27 protein-coding genes are annotated in these 25690 nt (G+C 71.6%); 15 read left to right on the forward strand and 12 right to left on the reverse strand.

The window, feature by feature from the left end:
- Positions 1 to 131: 131 nt before the first annotated feature.
- Complete coding sequence (locus ACIHFD_RS12860) at positions 132 to 977, reverse strand: glutamate ABC transporter substrate-binding protein (protein ID WP_363967561.1); 846 nt, start codon at positions 975 to 977, stop codon at positions 132 to 134.
- 33 nt (positions 978 to 1010) lie between these two features.
- Positions 1011 to 1766, reverse strand: a complete 756-nt coding sequence (locus ACIHFD_RS12865) for an amino acid ABC transporter ATP-binding protein (RefSeq protein ID WP_192791054.1) — start codon at positions 1764 to 1766, stop codon at positions 1011 to 1013.
- Between the two features lie 137 nt (positions 1767 to 1903).
- Here ACIHFD_RS12865 and miaB point away from each other — a divergent pair, with 137 nt between their 5' ends.
- From miaB to ACIHFD_RS12890, 5 genes are all read left to right on the forward strand, one after another.
- The gene (gene miaB, locus ACIHFD_RS12870) at positions 1904 to 3400 is read left to right on the forward strand and encodes a tRNA (N6-isopentenyl adenosine(37)-C2)-methylthiotransferase MiaB (protein ID WP_397366970.1); all 1497 of its coding nucleotides are present in this window, start codon (positions 1904 to 1906) and stop codon (positions 3398 to 3400) included.
- Between the two features lie 76 nt (positions 3401 to 3476).
- Entirely contained in the window at positions 3477 to 3740 is a 264-nt protein-coding gene (locus tag ACIHFD_RS12875) for a hypothetical protein (protein ID WP_397366971.1), read from the forward strand.
- A gap of 456 nt (positions 3741 to 4196) precedes the next feature.
- Entirely contained in the window at positions 4197 to 4733 is a 537-nt protein-coding gene (locus tag ACIHFD_RS12880; protein ID WP_397366973.1) for a hypothetical protein, read from the forward strand.
- An 81-nt stretch (positions 4734 to 4814) separates the two neighbouring features.
- A complete protein-coding gene (locus ACIHFD_RS12885) occupies positions 4815 to 5549 on the forward strand; it encodes an isocitrate lyase/phosphoenolpyruvate mutase family protein (protein WP_355201727.1) in 735 nt (244 codons plus the stop codon).
- A gap of 25 nt (positions 5550 to 5574) precedes the next feature.
- Positions 5575 to 6225 (forward strand): hypothetical protein, encoded by a 651-nt coding sequence (locus ACIHFD_RS12890; RefSeq protein WP_397366974.1) that lies wholly within the window; start codon positions 5575 to 5577, stop codon positions 6223 to 6225.
- On the opposite strand, the gene ACIHFD_RS12895 is transcribed toward ACIHFD_RS12890, so the two are convergent.
- Positions 6201 to 7115, reverse strand: a complete 915-nt coding sequence (locus tag ACIHFD_RS12895; RefSeq protein WP_355201731.1) for a ribonuclease Z — start codon at positions 7113 to 7115, stop codon at positions 6201 to 6203. The two genes, ACIHFD_RS12890 and ACIHFD_RS12895, sit on opposite strands and share 25 nt — an antisense overlap.
- Between ACIHFD_RS12895 and ACIHFD_RS12900 the strand changes: the two genes are divergently transcribed.
- The 6 genes from ACIHFD_RS12900 (at position 7114) to ACIHFD_RS12925 (ending at position 13322) form a co-directional block, all read left to right on the forward strand.
- Positions 7114 to 7626 carry a methylated-DNA--[protein]-cysteine S-methyltransferase gene (locus ACIHFD_RS12900; protein ID WP_397366975.1) on the forward strand — a complete coding sequence of 171 codons (513 nt, stop codon included), beginning with the start codon at positions 7114 to 7116 and terminating at the stop codon, positions 7624 to 7626. The genes ACIHFD_RS12895 and ACIHFD_RS12900 overlap by 2 nt on opposite strands.
- Before the next feature lie 13 nt (positions 7627 to 7639).
- Entirely contained in the window at positions 7640 to 8545 is a 906-nt protein-coding gene (gene miaA, locus ACIHFD_RS12905; protein ID WP_397366976.1) for a tRNA (adenosine(37)-N6)-dimethylallyltransferase MiaA, read from the forward strand.
- A gap of 9 nt (positions 8546 to 8554) precedes the next feature.
- Positions 8555 to 9367, forward strand: coding sequence for a diaminopimelate epimerase (gene dapF / locus ACIHFD_RS12910; protein WP_397366977.1), 813 nt, complete (start codon positions 8555 to 8557; stop codon positions 9365 to 9367).
- A gap of 49 nt (positions 9368 to 9416) precedes the next feature.
- Positions 9417 to 10172, forward strand: a complete 756-nt coding sequence (locus ACIHFD_RS12915; RefSeq protein WP_397366978.1) for a hypothetical protein — start codon at positions 9417 to 9419, stop codon at positions 10170 to 10172.
- A 19-nt stretch (positions 10173 to 10191) separates the two neighbouring features.
- Complete coding sequence (locus ACIHFD_RS12920) at positions 10192 to 12468, forward strand: tetratricopeptide repeat protein (RefSeq protein ID WP_397366979.1); 2277 nt, start codon at positions 10192 to 10194, stop codon at positions 12466 to 12468.
- Positions 12469 to 12563: 95 nt separating this feature from the next.
- Positions 12564 to 13322 carry a glucose 1-dehydrogenase gene (locus tag ACIHFD_RS12925; RefSeq protein ID WP_363967538.1) on the forward strand — a complete coding sequence of 253 codons (759 nt, stop codon included), beginning with the start codon at positions 12564 to 12566 and terminating at the stop codon, positions 13320 to 13322.
- A 9-nt stretch (positions 13323 to 13331) separates the two neighbouring features.
- Here the strand turns inward: ACIHFD_RS12925 and ACIHFD_RS12930 are convergent, their stop codons facing one another.
- Complete coding sequence (locus tag ACIHFD_RS12930; RefSeq protein ID WP_397366981.1) at positions 13332 to 13775, reverse strand: hypothetical protein; 444 nt, start codon at positions 13773 to 13775, stop codon at positions 13332 to 13334.
- A gap of 94 nt (positions 13776 to 13869) precedes the next feature.
- Here ACIHFD_RS12930 and ACIHFD_RS12935 point away from each other — a divergent pair, with 94 nt between their 5' ends.
- Genes ACIHFD_RS12935 through ACIHFD_RS12945 form a run of 3 tightly spaced genes read left to right on the forward strand, consistent with a single transcriptional unit; the run spans position 13870 to position 16191 of the window.
- Positions 13870 to 14550: a response regulator transcription factor gene (locus ACIHFD_RS12935; RefSeq protein WP_397366982.1), complete on the forward strand. Its 681-nt coding sequence runs from the start codon at positions 13870 to 13872 to the stop codon at positions 14548 to 14550.
- A gap of 40 nt (positions 14551 to 14590) precedes the next feature.
- Positions 14591 to 15829: an ATP-binding protein gene (locus tag ACIHFD_RS12940; protein ID WP_397366983.1), complete on the forward strand. Its 1239-nt coding sequence runs from the start codon at positions 14591 to 14593 to the stop codon at positions 15827 to 15829.
- Between the two features lie 35 nt (positions 15830 to 15864).
- Positions 15865 to 16191, forward strand: a complete 327-nt coding sequence (locus tag ACIHFD_RS12945) for a PepSY domain-containing protein (protein WP_397366984.1) — start codon at positions 15865 to 15867, stop codon at positions 16189 to 16191.
- 55 nt (positions 16192 to 16246) lie between these two features.
- Here the strand turns inward: ACIHFD_RS12945 and ACIHFD_RS12950 are convergent, their stop codons facing one another.
- Together ACIHFD_RS12950 and ACIHFD_RS12955 are read right to left on the reverse strand one after the other, a co-directional pair.
- On the reverse strand, positions 16247 to 17035 hold the full coding sequence (locus tag ACIHFD_RS12950; RefSeq protein WP_397366985.1) for an endonuclease/exonuclease/phosphatase family protein: 789 nt from the start codon (positions 17033 to 17035) through the stop codon (positions 16247 to 16249).
- A 42-nt stretch (positions 17036 to 17077) separates the two neighbouring features.
- Positions 17078 to 17758, reverse strand: coding sequence for an HNH endonuclease family protein (locus tag ACIHFD_RS12955; protein ID WP_397366986.1), 681 nt, complete (start codon positions 17756 to 17758; stop codon positions 17078 to 17080).
- 176 nt (positions 17759 to 17934) lie between these two features.
- Here ACIHFD_RS12955 and ACIHFD_RS12960 point away from each other — a divergent pair, with 176 nt between their 5' ends.
- Positions 17935 to 18921 carry a helix-turn-helix domain-containing protein gene (locus ACIHFD_RS12960; protein ID WP_350724860.1) on the forward strand — a complete coding sequence of 329 codons (987 nt, stop codon included), beginning with the start codon at positions 17935 to 17937 and terminating at the stop codon, positions 18919 to 18921.
- A gap of 1 nt (position 18922) precedes the next feature.
- On the opposite strand, the gene ACIHFD_RS12965 is transcribed toward ACIHFD_RS12960, so the two are convergent.
- From ACIHFD_RS12965 to ACIHFD_RS12990, 6 genes are read right to left on the reverse strand one after another with little or no spacing between them, the layout of a single operon-like run.
- Positions 18923 to 20824: a hypothetical protein gene (locus tag ACIHFD_RS12965; protein ID WP_397366988.1), complete on the reverse strand. Its 1902-nt coding sequence runs from the start codon at positions 20822 to 20824 to the stop codon at positions 18923 to 18925.
- Between the two features lie 58 nt (positions 20825 to 20882).
- Positions 20883 to 21095 carry a DUF2277 domain-containing protein gene (locus ACIHFD_RS12970; RefSeq protein ID WP_350724864.1) on the reverse strand — a complete coding sequence of 71 codons (213 nt, stop codon included), beginning with the start codon at positions 21093 to 21095 and terminating at the stop codon, positions 20883 to 20885.
- 19 nt (positions 21096 to 21114) lie between these two features.
- Positions 21115 to 21867, reverse strand: a complete 753-nt coding sequence (locus ACIHFD_RS12975) for an IclR family transcriptional regulator (RefSeq protein WP_397366989.1) — start codon at positions 21865 to 21867, stop codon at positions 21115 to 21117.
- Positions 21864 to 23066 carry a (Fe-S)-binding protein gene (locus tag ACIHFD_RS12980; RefSeq protein WP_397366990.1) on the reverse strand — a complete coding sequence of 401 codons (1203 nt, stop codon included), beginning with the start codon at positions 23064 to 23066 and terminating at the stop codon, positions 21864 to 21866. Before ACIHFD_RS12980 ends, ACIHFD_RS12975 begins: the two co-directional genes overlap by 4 nt.
- Position 23067: 1 nt before the next feature.
- Positions 23068 to 24243, reverse strand: coding sequence for an FAD-binding oxidoreductase (locus ACIHFD_RS12985; RefSeq protein ID WP_397366991.1), 1176 nt, complete (start codon positions 24241 to 24243; stop codon positions 23068 to 23070).
- Positions 24243 to 25679, reverse strand: a complete 1437-nt coding sequence (locus ACIHFD_RS12990; RefSeq protein ID WP_397367212.1) for an FAD-linked oxidase C-terminal domain-containing protein — start codon at positions 25677 to 25679, stop codon at positions 24243 to 24245. Before ACIHFD_RS12990 ends, ACIHFD_RS12985 begins: the two co-directional genes overlap by 1 nt.
- Positions 25680 to 25690: the final 11 nt, after the last annotated feature.

Below are 25690 nucleotides of genomic sequence, written 5' to 3' on the forward strand. Positions count from 1 at the left end.
TATGTTTTTTTTTGTTTTTTGACTCTCTTCAGCCGGTGGGGGGGGGGGTCTTTTAATATATCTGCTGGTGCTTCGTGCACGCGGTCGTGGGGGGGGGGGGGGGGGGCCCCCCCCCCCCGCCTCTGGCATGATCAGCTGCAACCCTCGGCGGGCGGTGCCGCCTCCGACAACTTCAGGCCCTGAATGCCGCCGAACCACTTCTCCAGCAGCTGCTTCATGGTGCCGTTGTCCCAGAGCGCCTTCACGGCGGTGTTGACGGCCTCACACGTCTTGGTGTCGCCCTTCTTCAGGCCGACGCCGTACTTCTCGTCCGTGAAGCCCTGGCCGAGCACCTTGAAGTTGCCGCCGGCCTGCTTGGCGAAGCCCGCCAGGATCAGGTCGTCGGTGGTGACGGCGTCGAGGTTGCTGCCGGTCAGCTTCTGCACGCACTCGGAGTAGTTGGCCGCGTCGACGGTGGTGGCGTCGATGTCGAGCTTGCCGTCCGGGGGCGGGTCGGTGATCCGCTTGTACGAGTTGGAGCCGGCCGCCTTGCAGATCTTCTTGCCCTTGAGGTCCTGCGGCGCGTTGATCGCGGTGTCGTCCTTGCGGACCATCACGTCCTGGTGGGCGACGACGTAGGGGCCGCCGAAGGTGACCTTGCCCTTGCGCTCCTCGGTGATGGAGTACGTGGCGAAGATGATGTCGACCGTGCCGTTCTGGAGGAACGGCTCGCGGTTGGACGAGGCCGACTCCTTCCAGTTGATCTGCGGGTCCTTGCCACCGTTGATCTGCTTCAGCACGGCCTTGGCCACGTCGACGTCGAAGCCCTCGGGCCCGTTGGCCGCCTTCAGGCCCAGGCTCGGCTGGTCCCACTTGGTGCCGACGACGATCGTGCCGCCGTCCTTGACCTTGTCCACCACGCTGGCGTAAGTCTTGCTCCCGCCGCCGCAAGCGGTCAGACCGGCGGCGAGTGCCGCAATTGAGAGCACTGCTCCCATATGACGCATGTGCATGTATACCTGCCTCAATGATCAGTGCGTGAGGATCTTGGAAAGAAAGTCACGCGCCCGGTCGGTCTGCGCGTTGGTGAAGAACTCGTCGGGGGTGTTCTCCTCCACGATCTGGCCGTCGGCCATGAAAACCACCCTATTGGCGGCCCTCCGGGCGAAGCCCATCTCGTGGGTGACGACCATCATGGTCATCCCGTCGCGAGCCAGCCCGATCATGACATCGAGCACCTCCTGCACCATCTCGGGGTCCAGAGCGGAGGTCGGCTCGTCGAACAGGATCATCTTCGGCTCCATGGCCAGCGCCCTGGCGATGGCGACACGCTGCTGCTGCCCGCCGGAGAGCTGGGCCGGATACTTGTCCGCCTGCGCCGCGATGCCCACGCGCTCGAGCAGTTCCATCGCCCGCTTGTTGGCCGCGTCCTTCGAGACGCCGCGCACCTTGAGGGGGCCGAGCGTGACGTTGTCACGGATGGTCTTGTGAGCGAACAGGTTGAACGACTGGAAGACCATGCCGACTTCGGAGCGCAGCTTCGCCAGCCCCTTGCCCTCCTGGGGGAGCACCTGGCCGTCAAAGATGATCTGCCCCTCGCTGATCGTCTCCAGACGGTTGATCGTGCGGCAGAGCGTGGACTTGCCGCCGCCCGAGGGACCGATAACGACCAGCACCTCGCCGCGGGAGACGGTCAGGTTTATGTCCTTCAGGACGTGCAACGCCCCAAAGTGTTTGTTGACGTTCTCCAACCGTACGAGTGGAGCGTCGTTACCGTTCTCCGTCATGGGTCAAACCGTAGAGTGTTCCAGAGCGCTGGTTACTAACCAAGCGGTACCGATCCGATCACATCATGCCACCAAGCTGGCCTTTTAGCCCAGCCGGGACTATGCGGAGCCGGACAGCGACTACCCTTGAACGTGCCATGACTGTGACCCAGGAGGGCGCCCGCACATACGAAGTGCGCACATACGGGTGCCAGATGAACGTGCACGACTCCGAGCGGCTGTCCGGTCTGCTGGAGGACGCCGGCTACGTGCCCGCCACCGAGGGCGAGACCGCCGACGTCGTCGTGTTCAACACGTGCGCCGTGCGGGAGAATGCCGACAACCGCCTCTACGGCAACCTCGGCCATCTCCGGCCCGCCAAGGTGAGCAACCCGCGCATGCAGATCGCGGTGGGCGGCTGCCTGGCGCAGAAGGACCAGGGCGAGATCGTCCGCAAGGCGCCGTGGGTCGACGTGGTCTTCGGCACCCACAACATCGGCTCGCTGCCGGTGCTGCTGGAGCGGGCCCGCATCGAGGGCGAGGCGCAGGTCGAGCTGAAGGAGTCGCTGGAGGTCTTCCCCTCCACGCTGCCCACCAAGCGCGAGTCCGCCTACGCCGCCTGGGTGTCCATCTCGGTCGGCTGCAACAACACGTGCACCTTCTGCATCGTGCCGTCGCTGCGCGGCAAGGAGAAGGACCGCCGCCCCGGCGACATCCTCGCCGAGGTCCAGACGCTGGTCGACCAGGGTGTGCTCGAGGTCACGCTGCTGGGCCAGAACGTCAACACCTACGGCGTCGAGTTCGGCGACCGCCTGGCCTTCGGCAAGCTCCTGCGCTCGTGCGGCACCATCGACGGCCTGGAGCGCGTGCGCTTCACCTCGCCCCACCCGGCGGCCTTCACCGACGACGTCATCGCCGCCATGGCCGAGACGCCCAATGTCATGCACCAGCTCCACATGCCCCTGCAGTCGGGCTCCTCGCGCCTCCTGCGCGCGATGCGCCGCTCCTACCGGGCGGAGCGCTACCTCGGCATCATCGAGCGGGTGCGCGCGGCCATGCCCGACGCGGCCATCTCGACCGACATCATCGTCGGCTTCCCGGGGGAGACCGAAGAGGACTTCCAGGGCACGCTCGACGTGGTCCGCGAGAGCCGCTTCGCCAACGCCTTCACCTTCCAGTACTCCATCCGCCCCGGCACCCCGGCGGCCACCATGCCCGACCAGGTGCCCAAGGAGGTCGTGCAGGAGCGCTACGAGCGGCTCGTGGCCCTGCAGGAGGAGATCTCCTGGGAGGAGAACAAGAAGCAGGTGGGGCGCACGCTGGAGGTGCTGGTCGCCGAGGGCGAGGGTCGCAAGGACGACGCCACCCGCCGCCTGTCGGGCCGCGCCGCCGACAACCGCCTGGTCCACTTCGCGGTCGGCGCCGAGACGCCGCGGCCCGGTGACATGGTCACGGTCGAGGTCACGTACGCGGCCCCGCACCACCTGGTGGCCGACGGTCCGGCGGCGACGGTCCGGCGCACGAGGGCCGGCGACGCCTGGGAGGCCCGCCAGGTCGGCGCGAAGCCCGCGCCGGGGGTTCTGCTGGGCATGCCCACCATCGGCCGCCCGGCCCCTGCCCCCGCCGCCCCTTCCGGAGCCTGCTCGGCGCACTGAACGCCGCCCTGGGCCCGGTCAGTGGGCGAGGCGGTTGAGGTAGGCGTAGCAGGGCTCGCGGCGGAAGTCGTGGAACGTGGCGCAGGGATCGGCCCCTCCCGAGATCGCCGGCGGCGGGTCCGCGCGCCGGTCCGGCTCCGGGGCGGAGCGCACCTCGGGCGGTGCCTGGGGCGTGGGTGAGCTCGCCGGTGGCGGCACGGCCACCTCGTTCCGGGGTGGCGCCGAGCGCTTCGGGGCCGTTCTCGCGGGCGGTGGCGTCGTGGCGACCGAGGCGGGAGGCCGGGTCGTGGGGGCGAGCCGGTCCGGGACGGGCGCCGGAGGGGGCGGCGGGTCGCCGTAGACCGAGGCCAGCGGGCCCGGGTCGAGGGACGGGACGGCGTAGAGCGAGGCCAGGGGATCCGCCGTGACCGGCGCACCGGGTGAGGGAACGACCTGGACCCATGAGAGCTCCTGGAACGATCCATGCGATTGATCCGGGCTCGCTGTCGCGGAAGGAGAATTCGATCTTGGGGTAAGCGCGCTTTTCTGATCGAATTCGGGTGGGCTTTGCGCGGGCGGTTCGGCGGAGTTGGTAAATGCCAGGAATATGCCCGCGATCGCGGTCGCGAGCACCCCGGCGACACCGGCGACCGGTGCGAGGTGGGCACGGCGACCTGGGTAAACGGATCCACGGGGGGACATGTCGTGATTCCTTTGTGATTGGTGTGCGAGCATTCATCCGTTGCGGCTAGTGTGGTCCATCACCCGCGGAAGCCGGTTAGCTTTCGCCGATACGACCGCAGGGAGCTGTACCACCATGCGAGATCCGATCGAGCCGGATCGTCACGAGATCCTGTCCGGGCCCGGGGACACCCGCTCGGCGGACAAACCCCCGAAGCGCACGAAGAAGACCATCGCCATCGCCGCTTCGGCGCTCGTTGCCGTGCTCGCGGCGGGCGGCGTCGGCTACATGCTGGCCGCGAACCCCGCCGGCACCGTCCAGCCGGGCGGCGCCCGTCCCGCGCCCGCCCAGAGCACCGCGGGGAACGACGACCTCGGTGGCGACGACGACGCCACCATGGGCGACGTCACCACCGACGCCCCCGAGGGCGACCCGGCGGCCGACGCCCCCGACGACGGCAGCGTGGGCGACGCCGCCCCCGACCTGGGCACGGGCGACGAGCCCACCGGCAGCGACCGCGGCACGGACTCCTCCACGGGCGGCAAGCGGCCCGCCACGACGTCCCCCGCCAAGCCGGGCCCCACCAAGTCGGCGCAGCCGTCCGACGGCGACAACCCCGCCGACGGTCCGGCGGGCGAGCTCAGCGGCCAGTGCTCCAAGAGCGGGTGCTGATCCGGCCTGGTCAAGTGGCTCGGCGGTTATCGGTGGCATTGGACCTACGGCGGGAGCCGCCTCGGTCCGTAGAGTCGCACCATGACGACTGACAGAGCCTCCGCCCTGCGCGCGCTGCACGTGCCGGGAGACCCCGTGATCCTGCCGAACGTCTGGGACGCCGCCTCCGCCCTGGCCGTGCGGGAGGCCGGGTTCCCCGCCGTGGCCACCAGCAGCGCCGCCGTCGCCCGGGTCCTGGGGTACGAGGACGGCGAGCGGACGCCGGTCGGCGAGATGATGGCGGCCGTCGCCCGCATCGCCAGGGTCGTGGACGCGCCCGTCACCGCCGACATCGAGCGCGGCTACGGGCTCAAGCCCGCCGAGCTGGTCGAACGCCTGCTCGCCACCGGAGCCGTGGGCTGCAACCTGGAGGACTCCGGCGCCGGCGGGCTGATCGATCCCGGCGAGCAGGCCGACTTCCTGGCCGAGGTCCGCGCCGCGGCGGGTCAGGCGCTGGTGATCAACGCGAGGGTCGACACCTACCTGCTCGGCCCGAAGACGCGCGAGGCGGCGCTGGAGCGCGGGCGGCGGTATCTGGCGGCGGGGGCCGACTGCGTCTACCCGATCGGGCTGGCCGACGAGGACGAGATCCGGGCACTGGTGAGCGAGCTGGGCGGGCCGGTGAACGTCTACGTCCGGCCCGGCGCCGCGGAGCCGGCCCGGCTGGCCGAGCTCGGCGTGGCCCGGATCAGCTTCGGCAGCGGGCTGCACCAAGCTGTGCACGTCTACGCCCAGGGTCTGTTCGCGAAGGTCAGGGCAGGTCGCAGTCCGTACTGAGCGGGCTGCCGCGTACGCTTGCCCCGTGCTTGTCGCCGCGGCCGTCTGCCCGCCCACTCCGCTGATCACCCTCCAGCTCGACGAGCTCCGCTCGGCCTGTCACACGGCGATCGCCGCGCTCCACGACGCCCGTCCCGACGCGCTGATCGTGGTGGGCGGCGCGGACACCGCGGCCGCTTACGGAGGGCAGGCGGCGGGCACCCTCCGCCCGTGGGGGATCGACGTCACGGCCGGCGGCGCGGACCCCGTGCTCCCGCTGTCCCTGACCGTGGGCCGCTGGCTGCTGGGCGACCGTGCCCCGGACGGCTTCCGGTCCGTCGCGCTCGACGCGCCGAGCGCCGAATGCCTCCTGTTGGGCGAAATACTAGGAAAAATCGCGCAAAAGGTGGCGTTGCTGGTCATGGCCGATGGCTCCGCCTGCCTCAGCCCGAGGGCTCCCGGCAAGTACGACGAGGCCGCGGGCCCGTACAACCACCTGATCGCGAACGCCGTCGCCCAGGCCGACCCCGGCGCCCTCGCCGCCCTCGACCCCGCGCAGGCGGACCGGCTGTGGGTCGGTGGGCGGGCCGCCCTCCAGGTGCTGGCCGGCGCGGCCGGCACGCAGAGGTACGAGGGCCGCCTGCTCATGGAGACGGCCCCGTACGGCGTCGGCTACGTCGCCGGCCTGTGGACCTGACGCTTCGGCACCGGGATCTTCATCAGGTCGCGGGCGAGCACGACCTCCCCGTCGAAGTGCCGGCGCACCTCCGCCACGAAGGCGGGCTCGTCGGCGAACCCGTAGCGCTCGGAGAAGTGCGTCAACACCAGCCGCCGCACCCCCGCGTCCGCCGCCACCAGCCCCGCCTCGAACGCCGTCAGATGCCCGTACTCCTTGGCCAGCGCGCTCTCCGACGACAGGAATGTGCACTCGATCACCAGCAGGTCCACGCCCGAGGCCAGCTCGAACACGGTGTCGCAGAGCCGCGTGTCCATGACGAACGCCGCGCTCTGCCCCGGCCTGGGCACGCTGCACTGGTCGAGCGTGACCCCGCGCACGGAGCCGGTGCGCTGGAGCTCGCCGACCTCCGGGCCGCGGATGCCGTACGCGGCCAGCCGGTCGGGCAGCATCGTGCGGCCGGCCGGCTCCTGGACGCGGTAGCCGTACGACTCGACCGGGTGGGACAGGCGGCGCGCGGTCAGCGCGCCGACGGTGGCCAGGTCGCCGGAGAGCGGGTGCTCGGAGATCACCGAGGTGTCGGCGAAGGCGGCGGCGTGGCGGAGCCTGCGCCAGTATTCGGTGCCGGAGCCGGGGAAGACGGCGCGCACCGGATGCCTGACCCTGTCACGCGCGATGCGCTGCACGACCCCGGGCACGCCCAGGCAGTGGTCGCCGTGGAAGTGCGTGACGCAGATCCAGTGCACGTCGTTCGCGCTCACCCCGGCGTGCAGCATCTGCCGCTGCGTGCCCTCGCCTGGGTCGAAAAGGAAGCCTTGTCCATCCCAGCGCAGAAGGTAACCGTTGTGGTTACGGTGTCGGGTAGGAACCGCGCTGGAAGTGCCCAGCACCACCAACTCACGTGAGGACATGATGACCACAGTCGCCTTCGCCGAAGTGCCGACGCCGGTCGGGCCGTTCGTGCTGGCCGTCACCGAGGTCGGGCTCGTCGCGTCGGGCTGGAGGTCCCGGCCGCGGCTGGACGAGCGGCTCGCCCTGGCTGAAGTCCATGATTCGGATCGTACGGCCTTCGTGGTCTCCGAGCTGAATGCTTATTTCGCCGGTGAGCTGAAGACCTTCGAGACGCCGGTGGACTGGCGGCTGATGTCCGGCTCGCGGCTGCGGGTGCTCCAGACGCTGCACAGGGTCCCGTACGGCACCGCCGTCACGTACGGCGAACTGGCCACGCGCAGCGGCTCCAGCGTGCCCGCCCGCGGCATCGGCTCGATCATGGGCTCCAACCCCATCCCCATCATCGTGCCCTGCCACCGCGTGATCGCGGGCAACGGCCTGGGCGGGTTCAGCGGCGGCGAGGGCGTGGAGACCAAGCGCCGGCTGCTCACCCACGAGGGGTACCTGCAGCCGACACTCCTCGATCTCTAGCAAACTTGTTCTCGTGCGTCAGCAGCCAGTCATCGCCGTCGTGGGCCCCACGGCGGCCGGAAAGTCCGACCTCGCCGTGGACATCGCGCTCCGCCTCGGAGGCGAGTGCGTCAACGCCGACTCCATGCAGCTCTACCGCGGCATGGACATCGGCACGGCCAAGCTCACCCCCGCCGAGCAGCGCGGCGTCCCGCACCACCTGCTGGACGTCTGGGACGTCACGGTCACGGCCAGCGTGGCCGAATACCAGAAGCTGGCCAGGGAGGTCATCGACTCCGTCGCGGTGCCCGTGCTGGTCGGCGGCAGCGGCCTGTACGTGCGGGCGGCCATCGACGAGCTGGAGTTCCCCGGCACCGACCCGGAGATCAGGGCCAGGCTGGAGGGCGAGCTGGCCGAGCGCGGCCCCGCCCCGCTCTACGAGCGCCTGCGCGACCTCGACCCGGTGGCCGCGGCGGCGATCCTGCCGAGCAACGGCCGCCGCATCGTCCGCGCACTGGAGGTGATCGAGCACTCCGGCCGCCCGTTCTCGGCCACCATGCCCGGCTACGACGCCGTATACCCGAGCGTGCAGATCGGCCTCGAGGTGCCCAGGCCGGAGCTGGACGAGCGGATCGCGCTCAGGGTCGAGCGCATGTGGCGGGCGGGCCTGGTCGAGGAGGTGCGGGGGCTGCTCGGGCAGGGCCTGGCCGAGGGCCGGACGGCGAGCCGTGCCCTCGGATACGCCCAGGTCATCCGCTTCCTGGAGGGGGAGTGGAGCGAGGAGCAGGCGATCGAGGAGACCGTCAGGACCACCAGGCGCTTCGCCCGCCGCCAGGAGTCGTGGTTCCGCCGCGATCCCCGGGTGCGCTGGCTGCCGTACGACGCGCCTGATCTGCTTGAGAGGTCCCTGGCGCTGATCTCCGCAAACCCGTTCGCATAAGCTTGCAAGATGCGGTTTCTTAAGGGGCACGGCACCGAGAACGACTTCGTCATCCTTCCCGACCCTGGCGGAGAGGCAGGCGTGACCGCCTCGCTCGTCGCCAAGATCTGCGACAGGAGAGCCGGCATAGGGGCTGACGGCGTGCTGGTGGTGACGCGCACCAAGGAGAGCCCTGAGGTGGCCGAGCACGCCGCCGTGGCCGAGTGGTTCATGGACTACCGCAACGCCGACGGCAGCGTGGCCGAGATGTGCGGCAACGGCGTGCGCGTGTTCGCCCGCTACCTGCTCGACGAGGGTCTGGAGAAGCCCGGCGAGTTCATGCTGGCCACCAGGGGCGGCGTACGCAGGGTCCGCGTCGAGCCCAACGGCGACATCACCGTCGACATGGGCAAGCCCGTCGTGCGCGGCGAGAGCTGGGCCACCGTCGGCGGCCAGGAATACACGGGGCTCCACGTCGACATGGGCAACCCCCACCTGGCCTGCGCCATCGGCGACCCCGTCGTCCAGCTCGACCTCCACTACCAGCCGGGCTTCGACCCCGGCGTCTTCCCCACCGGGGTCAACATCGAGCTGTTCAACCCCGTCGGCGTCAGCCGCGCGGTCATGCGCGTCCACGAGCGCGGCTGCGGCGAGACCCGCTCCTGCGGCACCGGCACGGTGGCCACGGCGGTCGCCGCCGCGGCCCTGTCGGGCGAGACCACCGGCACCTGGACGATCGAGGTGCCCGGCGGCACGCTGACCGTCGTCCTGGACGAGGAGACGAGCTACCTTTCCGGCCCCGCGGTCATCGTGGCCAGGGGCGAGCTGATGCTTGCAGAATAATGTTCTCTTGAGGGATGCTGGGTCCACTTCGCGAACTGAGAGGTGGACCATGGCTGACCCACGCACCACCGCGAGGCAGGTCAAAGCGGCGATCGGCCAGTACGGCGGCGGGTTCATGATCTCCAGAGAGGCCAAGGCCGTCTGCGAGGAGTACGGCCTCGGCGCCCGCGAGTTCTACTTCCGGGGGCGCTGCGGCGTGCTCGGCGAATGCGACGCCGACGTCGTCAATTCGGTCGTCGTTTTCTTCCCGCCCGACCACGTCGAGGAGAGCTGGAACGGCGGCCGCAAGCTCCCCGTCGACCAGGCCGTCGAGCTGTACGCCGAGGTCTGCGGGGCCTGGGGGCGGCGCAAGCTGGGCGGCTACGAGGGCTGCGCGCGGCTCGCGGAGCTGCTCCAGCCGGTCGTCGATGCCGCCCCGTGCGCGGGCGTCCCGCTGTTCGCGGGCTGGCGGGCCGTGCCGCTGCCCGACGACCCGCCCGCGCGGGCCGTACAGCTCATGCACGTCGTACGCGAGCTGCGCGGCGGACTGCACGCCAACGCCGTGATCGCGGCCGGCCTGCACCCGCTGGAGGCCACGCTCGCGAGCGGCCACGACGCGACCCCGTTCGGGACCACCACGGGAGAGATGATCGCCAAGTTCTTCCAGTGGCCGGAGCCGTACGCCACGCCGGGCCCGGGGGTCGTGGCGCGCCGCGCCGCGGTGGAGGAGACGACGGACGACCTGATGGCATCGGCATTTTCGGTCCTTGACAGCAGCGAAACGGACGAGCTGATCGGCCTTCTGCGTTTTGGGGACGCTCGTTGACCTGGCAGACTGGCTCCCCATGGACGTGGACATCTGGGCCTGGGTCGGCGAAACCCAGCAGCAGCTTTCCGAGGCGGGCAACGTTGGCCTCGCCATGGCGCTGGGAGACCTCCCCGCACAGGCCTACGAGGGCCGATATCCGCAGCTCGACGTCATGGCCCCGGCCATCGCGCAGCAGGCCGAGGCCCTTGAGCTGCCCTGGCTCGAGTTCTACGCCCGCTACTGGCATCTGATCGGCCGCATCGGCGACCGGGCGCAGGGCGCGGTCGCCGTGGACGACGCGCAGCAGCTGCTGGCGTTCGCCCAGCGCGAAGACGTACGTGAGTGCCCGGCCGCCCCGGCGGCCGTCGAGGCCCTCGCCATCGCCTGGGCCAACACCGACGGCCCCGGCTACGCGAGCGAGCGCCTGGAGGCGCTGGGGGCGCACATCGAGGGCATGAGCCCGGAGAAGCCCGCCTTCACGGGCCTGGTCACCGAATACGTCGCCGCGCTCATCGACGCCGGCAAGGCGGGCGAGGCCGTGACCTACGCCGAGTCCGCCGTCGAGCGGCTGCGGGTCGCGGGCCGCGAGGCGAGCTGGGAGCTCGGCGCCGAGAGCGCCCGCGCGCTGCTCGCCGCGGGCCGCGCCGAGGACGCCCTCAACGCGCTGCAGGCCGCGGCCGAGTTCCAGGCCGACGACCCGGTGGCCAAGGAGCACCGCGACGGCGTGCGCCGGGCCCTGATCCTCGCCACGCTCGGCCGCACCGCCGAGGCCGTGGACGCGCTGCCCGACCTCGACGTGGTCGGCGAGCACCCGCGCGTGTTCGTGGAGTGGTCGCAGGCGGTCAGCAAGCTGGCCGGCTCGTCCCAGATCACCAACACCTGGCAGCTCGGCCGCGTGCTGCGCCAGTGGATCGACTACTTCGGCATGATGGGCGGCTACCGCGCCCGCGTCGAGCTCGCGCTGGTCGCCGGCGACCTGGCCATCGCCAGGCAGGGCGTGTGGCAGGCCAGGCTGCTGGCCGACCTGACCGAGTCCGCCGCCGCCGAGCTGCGCGAGACCGAGGGTGTCGCCGACCGGGTCGCCGCTCTGCGGGCCGCCGCCGACGCCACCTCCGAGCCCGAGGCCCCGGGCCCGCTCGACGAGCGCGTCGGCCTCTTCGACGCCGCCGACGGCTTCAACGCCGACCCCGAGCGGTGGGTCGGCTGGCTGGCGCCGCTGTCCGGGGAGGACCTGGAGGCCACCCGCCGCCACACCACCACGCTCGGCTTCCTCGGCTACCCGGCCACCGGCGCCGACATCTACTGGAAGATGCTGGTCGACACCGGCGACATCGCCGGCGCCGACTCCGACGACGTGGCCTACCTGACCACGCTGCTCGTCGAGGCCCGCCAGGACGAGCGGCTGGAGCAGATGGCCGCGATGCTGCCGCACGCCGCCCAGCACCTCACGCTGGCCCGGCTGCACAGCGCCCGCGAGCGCTGGGAGGAGACGGTCGAGGCCGCCGAGCACGCCGTCGCGGCCGGCGCCGGGATCGAGGCCCGCCGCCTGCTGTCCGGCGCCGCCCAGCAGCTCGACGCCAACTCCAGGGCCGCGGAGGTGCTGCTGGAGGTGATCGACGAGCTCGCCGACGAGGACGTCTGGCGCATGATCGTCATGGCCACCTCGGCGGAGGACTGGGACACCGTACGCAAGGGCGCGGCCAAGATCGGCATGCCGATCAAGTCCAAGGAGGGCCCGATCGAGGAGGAGATGGGCCTCATCCGGCTCATCCTCCCCGCGCCCGACGGCGGCCAGCGCCAGGTGCTGTCCATCCGCACCGGCCCCGCCACGGCCCGGCTCGCCCTGCCGCAGCCGCGCGGCATGGACTACAACGCCGGCGACCTGGTCGTCTTCGACCCGCAGCTGCTGGAGCCGGTGCCCGACGACCCGCAGGAGCAGCAGAACTTCGTGCCGCCGTTCGCCGCGGTGCGCATCCTGCGGCCCGGCGGCTACACCAGCTACTTCTTCGACGGCGCCGCGCCGAGCGAGGAGGACTGGGCGGAGTTCACCGAGGTCATGGCCGAGCGCGGCTGGCCCATGTGGGTCTACAGCGACGAGAACTACACCATCACCCACCCGAGCTCGGGCGAGGCGCTGCCCGGGGTGTTCGGCTGGGTCGCGGTCCCGCCGAACGTGTCGGCCTCCGAGGTCGACGCGCTGCTCGACGACGCCACGGAGCGGTGGGTGCACCCGCTGGCCTGGCTCGACCTGGCCCGCGAGATCGACGTCGAGGTCGAGCGGCACGAGCGGATCGTCAAGGAATACGGCCTCTGACGGCTGCGTCCCGGGCCCCGGAAGGGCATCACCCGCGCGTGGTGCCCTTCCCCGGGAAGCGGCGCGTGTAGCTGAGCGGGAAGGCGGGATGTGACGTGCTGGAGCGGTTCGCGCTCGACGGCAAGGTGGCCATCGTCACCGGCGCCTCCTCGGGGCTGGGTGTCGCGTTCGCCCGCGGTCTCGCGGAGGCCGGCGCCGACGTCGTGATCGGGGCCCGGCGTGCCGACCGCCTGGAGGAGACGCAGCGGCTGGTCGAGGAGACCGGCCGCCGGTGCCTGGCCGTGCAGACGGACGTGGCGCGCCCGGAGGACTGCGACGCGCTGGTGGCCGCCGCCGTCGATGCCATGGGCGCCGTGGACGTGCTGATCAACAACGCCGGCATCGGCACCGCCGTGCCCGCGCTGCGGGAGACGCCCGAGGAGTTCCGGCAGGTCATCGACGTCAACCTGCTCGGCACCTACTGGATGGCCCAGGCATGCGCACGCGTGATGCGGCCCGGCTCGTCGATCGTGAACATCGGCAGCATCCTCGGCGAGACCACGGCCGGCCTGCCCCAGGCCGCCTACAGCGCCTCGAAGGCGGCGATCATCGGCCTCACCCGGGACCTCGCGCAGCAGTGGACCGGCCGGCGCGGCATCCGGGTCAACTGCCTGGAGCCGGGGTTCTTCCACTCGGAGATGACCGAGCAGTTCAAGCCTGGCTACGTGGAGGCGGTCGTCGAGTCCAGGGTGGTGATGAAGCGGCCGGGCGATCCGGCGGAGCTGGTGGCCGCGGCGGTCTTCCTGGCCGGCGACGCGGCCTCGTACATCACCGGGGTGACGCTTCCGGTGGACGGCGGAGTCCTGCTCACCTGACGCAGGCGGCTACGAGCCGAAGCTGGTCACCGGCCGGCCGGCCGAGCACTCGATCTTGAGCTCGACCTCCGCCCCCTCCTCCGGCTCGAACTCCACCTTGGCCTTGCGGGCGGGCCCCGGCTCGACCTGGTCCACCGAGTAGTTCTGGGCCGGGCTCCACGAGCGCAGCGTGACCAGGTCGCCCTCGCACGAGGCGATCACGGTGCCGCCCGCGGTGCGGATCAGCTTGCCCTGGGCCGTCTGCTGCGGCGTCCCCGCCGTCGGGGTGGCGTCGCCGGCCAGGGTGCCGGTGGCGCGCTGGGTGGCGGTGTTCAGGGCGGCGCGGACCTCGGCCGGGCTGAGCACGTGGCCGGAGTCGCCGGTGAGGCCGGTGCCGAGCAGGGTGAGCACCGCCACGGCCGCGCCGGTCGCGGCGACGGCGGTGGCGGCCCAGGCCAGCACGAGTCTCTTCATGGTCGACAACCATCCCCCATGTACGGCTAACGCCAGGTTAAGGCGGTGCTAAGGCTGCTCGGGGCATCGTCATCGACCGTTTACGTTCTTGTATATGGCTGACATCCTGCTCATCGAGGACGACGTGGCGATCCGTACGGCGCTCAGCCGCGGCCTGCGCGAGCTCGGTCACGCCGTCTCCTCGTCCCCGACGGCGCTGGACGGGCTGCGGCTGGCCGTGCAGGACCGTCCCGACCTGATCGTGCTCGACCTGGGCCTGCCGGATCTGGACGGGGTGGAGCTGCTGCGGATGTTGCGGGCGGTCAGCAGGGTGCCGGTCATCGTGGCGACCGCGCGCGACGGGGACGCCGAGATGGTGCCGGTCCTGGACGCGGGGGCCGACGACTATGTGGTCAAGCCGTACAGCGCGGCCCAGCTCGACGCGCGGGTCCGGGCCGTCCTGCGGAGGGCCGGGGGGTCGGCGCCGGAGCCGGCGCTGGCGGTGGGGGCGTTGCGGGTGGACCCGCGGGCGCGTACGGCCACGCTCGACGGGACGGCGCTGGATCTGACGCCGCGCGAGTTCGACGTGCTGCACTATCTGGCCGCGCGGCCCGGCGAGGTGGTGACCAAGCGGGAGCTGCTGACGGAGGTGTGGCAGCTGCCGTACGGGGGCGCGGACAAGACCGTGGACGTGCACCTGTCGTGGCTGCGCAGGAAGCTGGGCGAGACGGCCGCGGAGCCCCGCTACCTGCACACCGTGCGCGGGGTCGGCGTCAAGCTGGTCGAGCCGTCATGACACAGATGACGGCGGCCGTAGGGACGTGGAGGGGGCGGGCGTGAGGCGGTGGCTGGCGTTGCTGGTGGCGGCCACGACGTCCCTCGTGCTGATCGCGTTGCTGGTGCCGATGGCGCTGCTCATCCGGGCCGTGGCCGAGAACGGCGCGATGGGCAGGGCGACCGCCGCAGCGGAGTCCGTGGCGGTCGCGGTGGGCACGCCCGACCTGGAGCTGGCGATGGCGCAGGTGCCGCGTCCGGTGACGGTGTTCCTGCCGGACGGGCGCACGGTGGGCGTGGCGGCGGCCCGTACCGACGCGGTGCGCCTGGCCGCGACCGGGCGCAGCGTCACCGCCGTGACCTCCGGCGGCAGGGAGGTGCTGGTCTCCGCGCAGTCGTCCGGGGGGACGGCGGTGATCAGGGTGTTCGTGCCGGACGCGGAGCTGACGAAGGGCGTGCGCGAGGCGTGGCTCGGGCTGCTCGTGCTGGGGATCGTCCTGGTGGTGCTGGGGATCGTGCTGGCGGACCGGCTGGCGCTGGCCGTCACGCGGCCGGTGGCCGGGCTGGCCCGGGTCTCGCACCGGCTGGCCGGGGGCGACCTGACGGCTCGGGCGGAGCCGGGCGGGCCGCCTGAGGTGCGTTCGGTGGCGCTGGCGCTCAACCATCTGGCGGGGCGGATCGACGAGCTGCTGGTGGCGGAGCGGGAGTCGGTGGCCGACCTGTCGCACCGGTTGCGTACCCCTTTGACCGGCCTCAGGCTGGACGCCGAGTCCTTGCGGGACCCGGAGGAGGCGGCACGGGTGCAGGCCCGCGTGGACGCCCTGGAACGGGCGGTGAGCGCCGTCATCACGGACGCGCGGCGCCGCTCGGCCGGGCGCGCGTCGTGCGACGCGGCGGCGGTCGTGGGGGAGCGGGTGCGGTTCTGGTCGGTGCTGGCGGAGGACCAGTGCCGCGAGGTGTCGATCTCGCTGCCCGACGGGCCGCTGCCCGTCGCGGTGAGCGCCGAGGAGCTCGCGGCCTGCGTGGACGCCCTGCTCGGCAATGTCTTCGCGCACACCCCGGAAGGGGCCTCCATGGCGGTACGGCTCACGCCGCACCCGTCGGGGGCCGTGCTGGCGGTTGAGGACTCGGGGCCGGGCTTCGACCCGGAGCTGCTGGAACGGGGCAACAGCGGGGGCGGTTCGACCGGCCTCGGCCTCGACATCGCCCGCCGTACCGCCGAGTCCTCGGGCGGCCACCTGGCCGTCTCCACGCCAGAAGGGGGCGGCGCGCGGGTGGAGATGGTCTTAACCGGTGCTTAGCGCGCGATTATCGGCGATCGCGATTTCGTGGAGTCATGCAGATCACGAAGAAGTTCATCGTCGTCGGTGCCGGGATCGTCACGCTGGTCGCGGGCGGGGGCGTCGCCTTCGCCGCCACCACGTCCACGGCCGCCGCGCCCAAGGTCACGGCCGAGCAGGCCATGGAGATCGCGCACAAGGAGGTGGCCGGGGCCTGGGTCAGCGAGATCGACTACCAGCGCAGGGGTACGCGGCCCGACGCGTGGGAGGTCGAGCTGACCAAGGGCACGGAACGGCACGAACTGGACGTGGACGCGGCCACCGGCAAGGTCATCAAGCACCAGACGGACAGGGACGACGACCACGGCCACGACGACGACTGACCGCATCCCCCAACGGCCACCGGCCCACCGCACGCGGCGGTGGGCCTTCCGGCCGTCAGCGGGTCATTTTCATGACGACCGGACGGTGGTCGGACAGGGTGCTCGACAGGACGGAGCCGCTCGTGGTGGTGACGCCCTTGGTGTAGATGTAGTCGATGCGCGCGTCCCCGTGGGTCGGCTGGTTGGCGTACCTGGCGCCGGTGTCCACCCAGCCCGCGCTCACGAACTTCTTCGACAGCGCGTCCGTCGGCGGCGCGTTGAAGTCGCCGGTGAGGATCAGCGGGGACCGGTTGGCGAGGTAATTACGCACCTTGTCCGCCTGGGCCTCGCGGCGGGCCACCGAGGTGGCCGACAGGCCGGGGGACAGGTGGGTGGTGAACACCGTGATCGTCGAGCCGCCGCCGAGGTCGAGCTTGGCTCCGGCCATGGAGCGGTTGACCGGGCAGGTCTCGAAGTCGCTGATCGGGATCGTCACGCGCTCGAGGATCTTGAACGAGGACAGGATCGCGTTGCCCGCCTTGCCGGGCTGCGGATCGTCGCAGGGGCCGGGGTTGTCGCCCGCGCCGAAGTGGGCGTTGGCCGTGATGTCCCAGCCGAGCTCGTCGGCTAACTGCTTGACCTGGTCGGCCTCCGGCTTGCGATGGATCTCCTGCACGGTCACGATGTTGGCGCCGCTGCCGCGGATCACTGTGGCGATGGCCTTCATGTCGGCGGTGTCGCCCGCGACGTTCCAGTCGAGGACCACGAGGTTCGTCGTGGCGTGCGCCGGGACAGGCAGGGCGGTGGAGGCGAGCACCGTGAAAGCCGCGGCCATCATCACTTTGATCCGTTTTGTCGCATGCATGCCGTCGGATCTTACGGACCGCGTGACTGTTCGTATAGATCTTCAACAGCTCGACAGGATGCTCTCCATGGCGTCCTTCTCCGCCGAGGTCACCCAGACGGCGTACTTCGTCTTCACGTCGATCTGGCGGGCGATGTAGGTGCACCGGTACGACTTGACCGGCGGCAGCCAGGTGGCGGCGTCGGAGTCGCTCTTCTGGCCGTTGAGCGGGCCGTCGACGGCCATGAGGTTCAGCGGGTCGTTGGCGAACTCCTTGCGCTTGTCCGCCGCCCACTGCTGCGCGCCCTTCTGCCAGGCGTCCGACAGCGGGATCACATGGTCGATCTGGACGGCGGTGCTGGTGTCCTGGCCGCGCTTGAAGTTGATCGTCTTGCCGCTGTACGGGTCGTGCAGCGTGCCGCTCAGCACGATGCAGTCGTGGGTCCCGGCCTTGAACTTCTCGTCCACCAGGTCCCGCTTGAGTATGTCGTTACGGGTGTCGCAACCGTTGTGGTCGACGTCCGACCACGCCGGGCCGAACTTGTCCCGGTCGAACCCCGTCTTCGGAGCGCGGCCCTTGACGGTTAACTTGGCGAGCTTCTTGCGGGCGTCCGAGACGGACACCGAGTCGGACTTGCCCGCCTTGTCGGTGCCGGCCGAGGACTGCCCCTGCAGCCCGCCACAGCCCGCCAGCACCGCCACCGTGGCCGCACCGGCCATGAACGCCCGAACCCGCCGCCCCACGCCCACTCCCCAGACTTCGCCGAACCTTCGTAAAGTCTAGGTCAAGTGCCCATAAAAGGCCCTATCACGCGTCCAGGGTGCCACTTCACCGTTTTGCCGTGGATAGGGCCCTGTGCACCTCCGGGCAAGGCTGCCTTAATCTGAACGTGGATCATGGCATGTCGGAAAGAGGGGACATGGCGCAGCGGCGCTTGCTGGAGGGACTCGGCGTCACCGTCGCCGAGGAGACCGCCTACCGCGCGCTGCTCAGGCACGGACCGGCGACGCTGAGCCAGCTCGCGGCCGAGACCGGCTCGTCCGCCGCGGCCATCCGCCGCATGCTGCCCAGGCTGGAGGACCTAGGCCTCATCTCCCGGGTGGCCGGCCGGCCGCTGCGGCTGATCGCCACTCCGCCGAACGTCGCCATCGACATCCTCGTCGCGCGCCGCCAGGAGGAGATCGCGCACAGCAGGGCCGCCGCCGCGCTGCTGGCCACCGAGGTCGCCGAGCGCAACGGGCCGCACCCGGAGGAGGTGCTGGAGGTGGTGAGCGGGCGCGACGCCGTGGCCCGGCGCTATCTCCAGCTGGAGCGCAACGCCACGCGGGAGATGCTCGTGCTGGTGCATCCGCCGTACGCGGTGGATGTCAGCGACGACCGGGAGAACCGCAGGCGGGCGGCCCGTCAGGGGGCGCCGATCCGCGGCATCTACGGTCCGCAGGCGTTCGAGCACCCCGGCATGCTGGCCCACACGCGGCGGGCCATCGCCGACGGCGAGCAGGCCAGGCTCGGGCAGGTGCCGGTCAAGCTGGCCATCGCCGACGCCCGCACGGCCATCCTGCCCCTGGTCTCCGACGAGGACCAGGCCGTGGAGAGCGCGCTCGTGGTGCACCCGTCCGCGCTGCTGGACGCGCTGGTGGGGCTGTTCGAGACGCTGTGGCGGGCCGCCGTGCCGCTCCGCCTGACCGCCGCGGACGGCCTGGAGCCCGAGGTGTGGCCGCGCACCCCCGACACGGAGGTGCTGGCGCTGCTGGCGGCCGGGATGAAGGACGACGCCATCGCCCGGCAACTGGGGCTCAGCCCGCGTACGGTGCAGCGCCGGGTCCAGATGCTGTGCGAGCGCCTGGACGCCAGGACCCGCTTCCACGCGGGCTTCCTCGCCGCCCAGCACCGCCTGCTCGAATGATCTAGGCCTCCGCGCTCAGAGCTGTCTTCGTCAGCTCCGCCTGGCGCTGGATCTGCCCCAGGACGACGGGGTTCACCCCCTTGGCCTGGAACGTGGCGACCATCTGGTCCATCACCGCGTTCGCCCGGTCCAGGTCCCCCTGCCGCGCCTCGGCCCTGGCCAGGCGGCGCATCACCAGGTTCAGGGTGATGTTGTCGATGCTCGCGTCACGGGCGACCTGGCTGAGGTGCTCGATGCCCTGCTTGGGATCCGGCGGCCGGACGCGCAGCCGCTTGCCCGCCGTCACCGCCTTGAACTCGCGCTCGGCGTTCAGCCCCTTGACCATGCGGGCGTAGACGGCCAGCGGGTGGGCGCCGTACCGGTCGATGACCTCGTCCAGGGCCTCGTTGCCCGAGCGTAGCGCGGGCGAGTCGGAGCCGAGCAGCGAGAACAGCTGCCCCTGCTCCTCGCCCAGCATCAGCTCGGCCACCTGGTGGTCGTCGCGGCTGACCGGGAAGCGCACCCTGACCAGGCACGCGGGGGAGACGATGCGGGAGCCGTCCGCGGCGATGTACTGGGCGCGCACGTGGTACTCGCCGGGCTGCTGGAAGTAGTGCCCGTCGCGGCCGTGCCCGATGTACGCGCTGCGGTACATGGCCGGGTTGCCCTCGTCCAGCCGGATCTCCGGCGAGGCGTCCACGCAGTGCCGCATCATCGGCCGGTACAGCACGGTCCTGCCGCCCGGCTGCGTGATCGACACCTGGGTGAACTCGGTGTCGGGGTGCAGATGGCCGTGCGTGACACGGGGCTCGCCGGCGCAGGACAGCTTGAACTCGACCACGACGGGCTCGCCCAGCTCGAACGACTCCTTGGCGCGCAGCTCCAGCCGCAGCCCGGAGCGGTCCTCGACGGGCTGCTCGAACGGCGCGATCTCGGCGGCGCCGGTGCCGAACGCGTTCGCGCCCATGGCCACGTCGCGGTAGAAGCCGTGGCGCAGGTGGATCAGCTCCGGGTCCGTGAAGTGGAACGGGAAGGCGGCCCAGTAGCCTGGCTCGCCGCCCGGGCGGTAGTTCTGCACGTAGTTCATCCACGACAGATCGCCGAAGCCGCCGTCGGGGCCCAGCGGCTGGGGCGGGGTGCCGAGGTTCTTCTGCCAGGAGTGCAGCAGGTTGAAGGCGTGCCCGAGCTCGTGCACGTACGTACGCAGCTGCGCCCGCTGCGCCTGCGGCGTGGCCCCCTTGATCACGTCGTAGAACACCGCGGACCCCTGCCGCTGGTGCGCGTCGTTGTAGTCGAACATGATCCCCCGGTAGCCGCCCACGTGCTTGCTGGCCACCAGCAGCCACACGCGCCAGGCCGGCGCGTCGCCGAACCCGCTGAACTGCTGCGTCATCGCGTGATGCAGCTCGGCGTCGTCCCACGCCAGGTCCGCGCCCGACCCGTCCACCGGGATCACCCCCGGCCGGGCGAGGGTCAGCTCGATGCCCGCCTCCGCGTACGCCGCCGGCACGCTCAGCTCCCTGGCCGGCGAGCCGCCCGGCCCCGGCAGCGTGCTGGTCCGGTACGACACGAACGGCACGGTCCCGATCACGGAGTCCTGCTCCAGCAGCACGCTGCGGAAGTACGGAGACGCGAAGGCCACCTGGTACGTGCGCCCCGCGACCTCGGCCGTGCCCGACCCGTCGGCGATCGTGACGCTCACGTCCTTCGCCGGAGTGTCGAACGTGAAGACCCCGCGCCCCTGGATCCGGGACTCCTGCACGGTGGGCGCGTTGACCACGAACGAGCCCGCGTAGGAGGTCGTCGCGCCCGCCACGGTGAACAGGTCGCCGCTCACCCGCCCGGTGGGCCTGGTCCCGTCGACGTCGACCCGGAGCGCCAGCTGCGAGTCGCCGTCCTGTCCCTGGTACAGCCCGCTGATCATGGGCGCTCCCTCGCTCGGGGCCTACACGAGGGAACACTTCACCGACCGCGGGTGCCTGTCAACGCGATCCGCGAACTTGGAGAGCTCCGAGCAACTCCTCCGACGCCTTGGTGATCGTCTCCACCGCCCGCTCGAACGCCTCGGCGTTGTGCGCGGCGGGCGCGCGGAAGCCGGAGATCTTCCTGACGTACTGCAACGCCGCCGCCCGCACGTCCTCCTCGGTGACGCTCTCGGTGAACGGGGGGCGCAGGGTTTTGATGCTTCTACACATGCCCTTACCGTAACTTCGTTCAGCGTGCGTCGACCGCCGGGCCGAGCTCGTTGCCGAAGTCGAGCGCGATCTTGCGCATGCCCTCGGCCAGGTCGTCGCGGTCGATCGCGTCGATCCGCTCGGCGGGCCCGGAGACCGACATCGCGGCCACCACCCGCTCGCCGTCCCACACGGGCACGGCCAGGCAGTGCACGCCGAGCTCCTCCTCGCCCAGGTCCATGGCGTAACCCTGCGCCCGGACGAGCTCGAGCTCGACCAGCATGGCCGTCAGGTCAGTGATCGTGTTGGGGGTGCGGCGGGGCATGCCGGTGCGCTCGAAGACGGCCACCGCCTCGGCCGCGGGCCGCCCGGCCAGCAGCGCCTTGCCCACGGCCGTGCTGTGCGGCAGCACCCGCCGGCCCACCTCGGCGAACATCCGCAGCCTGCGCGGCGAGGGCACCTGCGCCACGTAGACGACGAAGTCGCCTTCGAGCACGGCCAGGTTGGCGGTCTCGCCGGACAGCTCGACCATCTTGGTCAGGTACGGCTGCGCCCATACGCCCACCATGCTCTCGGCGATGCCGCCCAGCCGCACGAGGCCGCCGCCCAGGGCGTACCTCTTGTCGGATTCCTGGCGCACGTAGCCGCGGGCGAGCAGGGTGCGCAGCAGCCGGTGGATGGTCCCGTACGGCAGGCCGGTCCTGGCGGCGATCTCCGACAGGCCCGCCTCACCTCCGTGCTCGGCCAGCGCCTCCAGCACGTCCAGCGCCCGCTCCACCGACTGAACACTCATAGGGCGACCCCGCGCAGCGACGCGTCGAGCACCTCGGCCGTGTGGGCCACCCTGATGTCCGAGCCGGCGCGCCGCATGGCCGCGGCGATCTGCATCGTGCAGCCGGGGTTGGCCGAGACCAGCAGCTCGGCGCCGGTCGTGGCGACCGCGCCGGCCTTCCTGTCGCCGAGGTCGCGGGCGGCGTCCGGCTGGAAGATGTTGTACGTGCCCGCCGACCCGCAGCAGATGGCCGACTCGGGGATCTCGCGGACCACCAGGTCGGGGATGCCGCTCAGCAGCTCGCGCGGCTGGGCGCGCACGCCCTGGGCGTGGGCCAGGTGGCAGGCGTCGTGGTAGGCGACGGTGAGCGGCAGCGGGTGCCGCTTGGCCACGGGCCCCAGCTCGGCGAGGTACTCCGACAGATCGACCACCCTGAATCCCGGCTCGCGCCCGAGCAGCTCGCCGTACTCCTTCATCGACGAGCCGCAGCCGGCCGCGTTCACCACGACGGTGTCCACCCCGGCCCTCTCGAACGTCCTGACCGTGCGGCGCGCCAGCCGCCTGGCCTGGTCCTCGCGCCCGGAGTGCACGCTGAGCGCCCCGCAGCAGCCCTGACCGCGCGGGATGACCACGTCGCAGCCCTCCAGGGAGAGCACCCGGGCGGTGGCCGCGTTCACCTGGGGGAAGAACTCGCCCTGCACGCATCCGGTGAGCATGCCCACCACGGCCCGGCGCTCGCCCCTGGCCCTGACGACGCGCGGCATCCGCTGCCGGTGCTCGACGCGCGGCGCGAGCGCGGCCATGGCGCCGAGGCTCGGATTGGCCCTGGCGAGGAACGGCGCCATGCGCTCGGCCAGCCACATCCCCGGCCGCAGCAGCCGCAGCCTGCGTGGATAGGGGAACAGGCTGAACACGATCCCGCGCACGGCCCGCTCCTGCGGGTCCCGCACGTGCGTGCGCTCCACCTCGGCCCTGGTCTGCTCGATCAGGCGGTCGTACCGGACCCCGGACGGGCAGGCCGTGACGCACGCCATGCACCCCAGGCAGGCGTCGAAGTGCCCGGCCATCTCCGGGGTGACCGGGGTGCCCTCGACGTGCTGCTTCATCAGGTGGATGCGTCCGCGCGGCGAGTCCATCTCCTCGCCCCACAGCACGTACGTCGGGCACGTGGGGAGGCAGAACCCGCAGTGCACGCAGTCGTTGATCAGCTCCGGGTCCATGTCAAATGCCTCCCAAGAACCGGCCGGGAGACATCCTGCGCCCGGGGTCGAACCGTTCCTTGACCCGCCGCATCAACGGCAGCCCGCTCACCTGCCCCCACCTGTCGACGCCCTCGTACGGCGTGGCCAGCACGTTCAGCCGCCCGCCCAGCGCCTCGATCCGCCCGCGCAGCAGGGTGACGGCCGCCGCCAGCTCCTCCTCCGAGACCTCGTCCCAGAGCTCCAGGTACGCTCGCCCCGCCGCGGCCGACCCGCGGAAGGCGAACCCGGCCTCCCCGGCGGCGGCCAGCGCCCCGGCCGCGCGCGCGGGCGGGAACCGGGCCTCCAGCAGCACGTCGTCCCTGAGGATCAGCCCCCACCACTCCGGAGCCTCGGCCGTGACCGTGCCCTCGCCCAGCACCTCGCGCAGCGCCAGCGCGCGCTGCTCGGCCGCCGAGCCCTCCACGAGTACCGCGACCGTCGCCTCCTTGCCGTCGGGGCAGTCGATCTCCACGGCGGACGGCTCGGCCTGGGAGGAGGTCAGGCGGAGCAGCACGTCGTCGGCAGGTTCGGTGGTCGCCACGAGCCAGCGCCGCTCCACGGGCAGCGGGTGCAGCCGGAACGTGGCCTCCGCGATCACGCCGAGCGTGCCCTGCGAGCCGGTGAAGAGCTTGCCGAGGTCGTAGCCCGCGACGTTCTTGACCACCCGGCCGCCGGACCTGGCGACGGTCCCGTCGGGCAGCACGACCGTGATGCCGATGAGCAGGTCGCGGGCGGTGCCGTACCGGAAGGCGCGCGGGCCCGCCGTCGCGGTGGCGAGCGTGCCGCCGACCGTGGTGTGCTCCCTGAACGGCGGGTCGAGCGCCAGCTCCTGGCCCTGCTCGGCGAGCGCGGCGGCCAGCGCGTCCATGGTCAGCCCGGCCTGCGCGCGCACGACGAGGTCGCCGGCGGCGTGCTCGATGAGGGAGTTCATGCAGCACAGGTCGATGAGCACGTCGCAACGCTCGGGCGGGGCGCCCCAGTGCAGCTTCGTGCCGCCGCCCGCGGGCACCGCCGCCAGGTCCTGCTCGGCGCAGGCCCGCAGCACGGCCGAGATCTCCTCGACCGTCTCGGGCAGGGCGACCCAGCGGGGCTGCACGCCGTTGACGGCGTCGTCGGCGTCCGCCTGCCTGATGGTCACCCCCGTGTCGGCCAGCATCAGAACTGCTCCGCCTTCCCCGACTCCACCAGCGGGTGCACGCCCTTGCGCGCTCCCGGCACCTCGCCGCACAGGCGCGGGGTGGGGAACACCTTGCCCGGGTTCGACAGGCCGCGGGGGTCGAACGCGCACCGGACGAGTTGCATGGTGTCCAGGTCGTCCGCGCTGAACATCTTCGGCATATAGCGGGATTTATCCACCCCGACTCCGTGCTCGCCCGTGATCGAGCCGCCGTGCTCGATGCACAGGTCGAGGATCGCCCCGGAGACCACCTCGGCCCGCTCGCCGGCCCCCGGCTCCGCGTCGTCGAACAGCACGAGCGGGTGCAGGTTGCCGTCCCCCGCGTGGAAGACGTTCGCGACCCTGATGCCGTGCTCGTGCGAGAGCCGGTCGATGGCCGCCAGCACGCCGGGCAGGGACGTACGCGGCACCACGCCGTCCTGCACGATGTAGGCCGGGCTGATGCGCCCGACTGCGGCGAACGCCGACTTGCGGCCCTTCCAGATCGCCGCCCGCTCGTCCGGGCCGGCGGCCACCCGCAGCTCGAAGGCGCCCGAACAGATCTCCGTGAGCCGGGCGAACTGCTCGTCCACCTCCGCCCGCGGGCCGTCCAGCTCCACGATCAGCACGGCGCCCGCGCCCTCGGGGTAACGGCAGGCGACGGCGGCCTCGGCCGCCTCGATGGCCAGCGCGTCCATCATCTCGATCGCGGCGGGCACGATGCCCGCGCCGATGATCGCCGAGACGGCCTGGCCGCCCTGCTCGATGCTCTCGAACGCGGCCAGCACCGTGGTCACGGCCTCCGGCGCGCGGCTGAGGCGTACCGTGATCTTGGTGGCGATGCCCAGGGTGCCCTCGGAGCCGATGAACGCGCCCAGCAGGTCGTAGCCGGGGTCCATGCGGTCGAGCGTGACCAGGTCGCCGTCGGGGGTGACGATCTCGCAGGCCTCGACGTGGTTGACCGTGAAGCCGTACTTGAGGCAGTGGGCGCCGCCGGAGTTCTCGGCGACGTTGCCGCCGATGGAGCAGACCTGCTGGCTGGAGGGATCGGGCGCGTAGTAGTAGCCCCGGTCGCGCACGGCCTCGGTGATGGCCAGGTTGGTGACGCCGGGCTCGACGACCGCCCGGCGGTTGTCCAGGTCGATCTCCAGGATCCCGCGCATCTTGGAGGTGACGATGAGCACGCCGTCCTCGCGGGGGAGCGCGCCCCCCGACAGGCCGGTGCCCGAGCCCCGGGCCACGAAGGGCACGCCGAAGTCGTTGCACACGCGTACCACGCGGGCGACCTGCTCGGCCGTGTCGGGCAGCACGACCACGCCGGGGGTCGCCCGGTGGTAGGTGAGGCCGTCGCACTCGTACGTGCGCAGGCGTACCGGATCGGTGATCACCGAGTCATGGGGCAGCAGCGAGCGCAGGGCCGCTGTCAGCGTTTCCAGCACCCGATCCC

Source organism: Nonomuraea sp. NPDC051941 (assembly GCF_044593615.1).

What these genes read in the sequence shown, in the direction of transcription:
- ACIHFD_RS12860 (WP_363967561.1), bottom strand. Translation starts at nt 977, where the DNA reads ATGGGAGCAGTGCTCTCAATTGCGGCACTCGCCGCCGGTCTGACCGCT.
- ACIHFD_RS12865 (WP_192791054.1), bottom strand. Translation starts at nt 1,766, where the DNA reads ATGACGGAGAACGGTAACGACGCTCCACTCGTACGGTTGGAGAACGTC.
- miaB (WP_397366970.1), top strand. Translation starts at nt 1,904, where the DNA reads ATGACTGTGACCCAGGAGGGCGCCCGCACATACGAAGTGCGCACATAC.
- ACIHFD_RS12880 (WP_397366973.1), top strand. Translation starts at nt 4,197, where the DNA reads ATGCGAGATCCGATCGAGCCGGATCGTCACGAGATCCTGTCCGGGCCC.
- ACIHFD_RS12885 (WP_355201727.1), top strand. Translation starts at nt 4,815, where the DNA reads ATGACGACTGACAGAGCCTCCGCCCTGCGCGCGCTGCACGTGCCGGGA.
- ACIHFD_RS12900 (WP_397366975.1), top strand. Translation starts at nt 7,114, where the DNA reads ATGATGACCACAGTCGCCTTCGCCGAAGTGCCGACGCCGGTCGGGCCG.
- ACIHFD_RS12895 (WP_355201731.1), bottom strand. Translation starts at nt 7,115, where the DNA reads ATGTCCTCACGTGAGTTGGTGGTGCTGGGCACTTCCAGCGCGGTTCCT.
- dapF (WP_397366977.1), top strand. Translation starts at nt 8,555, where the DNA reads ATGCGGTTTCTTAAGGGGCACGGCACCGAGAACGACTTCGTCATCCTT.
- ACIHFD_RS12915 (WP_397366978.1), top strand. Translation starts at nt 9,417, where the DNA reads ATGGCTGACCCACGCACCACCGCGAGGCAGGTCAAAGCGGCGATCGGC.
- ACIHFD_RS12920 (WP_397366979.1), top strand. Translation starts at nt 10,192, where the DNA reads ATGGACGTGGACATCTGGGCCTGGGTCGGCGAAACCCAGCAGCAGCTT.
- ACIHFD_RS12930 (WP_397366981.1), bottom strand. Translation starts at nt 13,775, where the DNA reads ATGAAGAGACTCGTGCTGGCCTGGGCCGCCACCGCCGTCGCCGCGACC.
- ACIHFD_RS12935 (WP_397366982.1), top strand. Translation starts at nt 13,870, where the DNA reads ATGGCTGACATCCTGCTCATCGAGGACGACGTGGCGATCCGTACGGCG.
- ACIHFD_RS12945 (WP_397366984.1), top strand. Translation starts at nt 15,865, where the DNA reads ATGCAGATCACGAAGAAGTTCATCGTCGTCGGTGCCGGGATCGTCACG.
- ACIHFD_RS12950 (WP_397366985.1), bottom strand. Translation starts at nt 17,035, where the DNA reads ATGCATGCGACAAAACGGATCAAAGTGATGATGGCCGCGGCTTTCACG.
- ACIHFD_RS12960 (WP_350724860.1), top strand. Translation starts at nt 17,935, where the DNA reads ATGGCGCAGCGGCGCTTGCTGGAGGGACTCGGCGTCACCGTCGCCGAG.
- ACIHFD_RS12965 (WP_397366988.1), bottom strand. Translation starts at nt 20,824, where the DNA reads ATGATCAGCGGGCTGTACCAGGGACAGGACGGCGACTCGCAGCTGGCG.
- ACIHFD_RS12970 (WP_350724864.1), bottom strand. Translation starts at nt 21,095, where the DNA reads ATGTGTAGAAGCATCAAAACCCTGCGCCCCCCGTTCACCGAGAGCGTC.
- ACIHFD_RS12975 (WP_397366989.1), bottom strand. Translation starts at nt 21,867, where the DNA reads ATGAGTGTTCAGTCGGTGGAGCGGGCGCTGGACGTGCTGGAGGCGCTG.
- ACIHFD_RS12980 (WP_397366990.1), bottom strand. Translation starts at nt 23,066, where the DNA reads ATGGACCCGGAGCTGATCAACGACTGCGTGCACTGCGGGTTCTGCCTC.
- ACIHFD_RS12985 (WP_397366991.1), bottom strand. Translation starts at nt 24,243, where the DNA reads ATGCTGGCCGACACGGGGGTGACCATCAGGCAGGCGGACGCCGACGAC.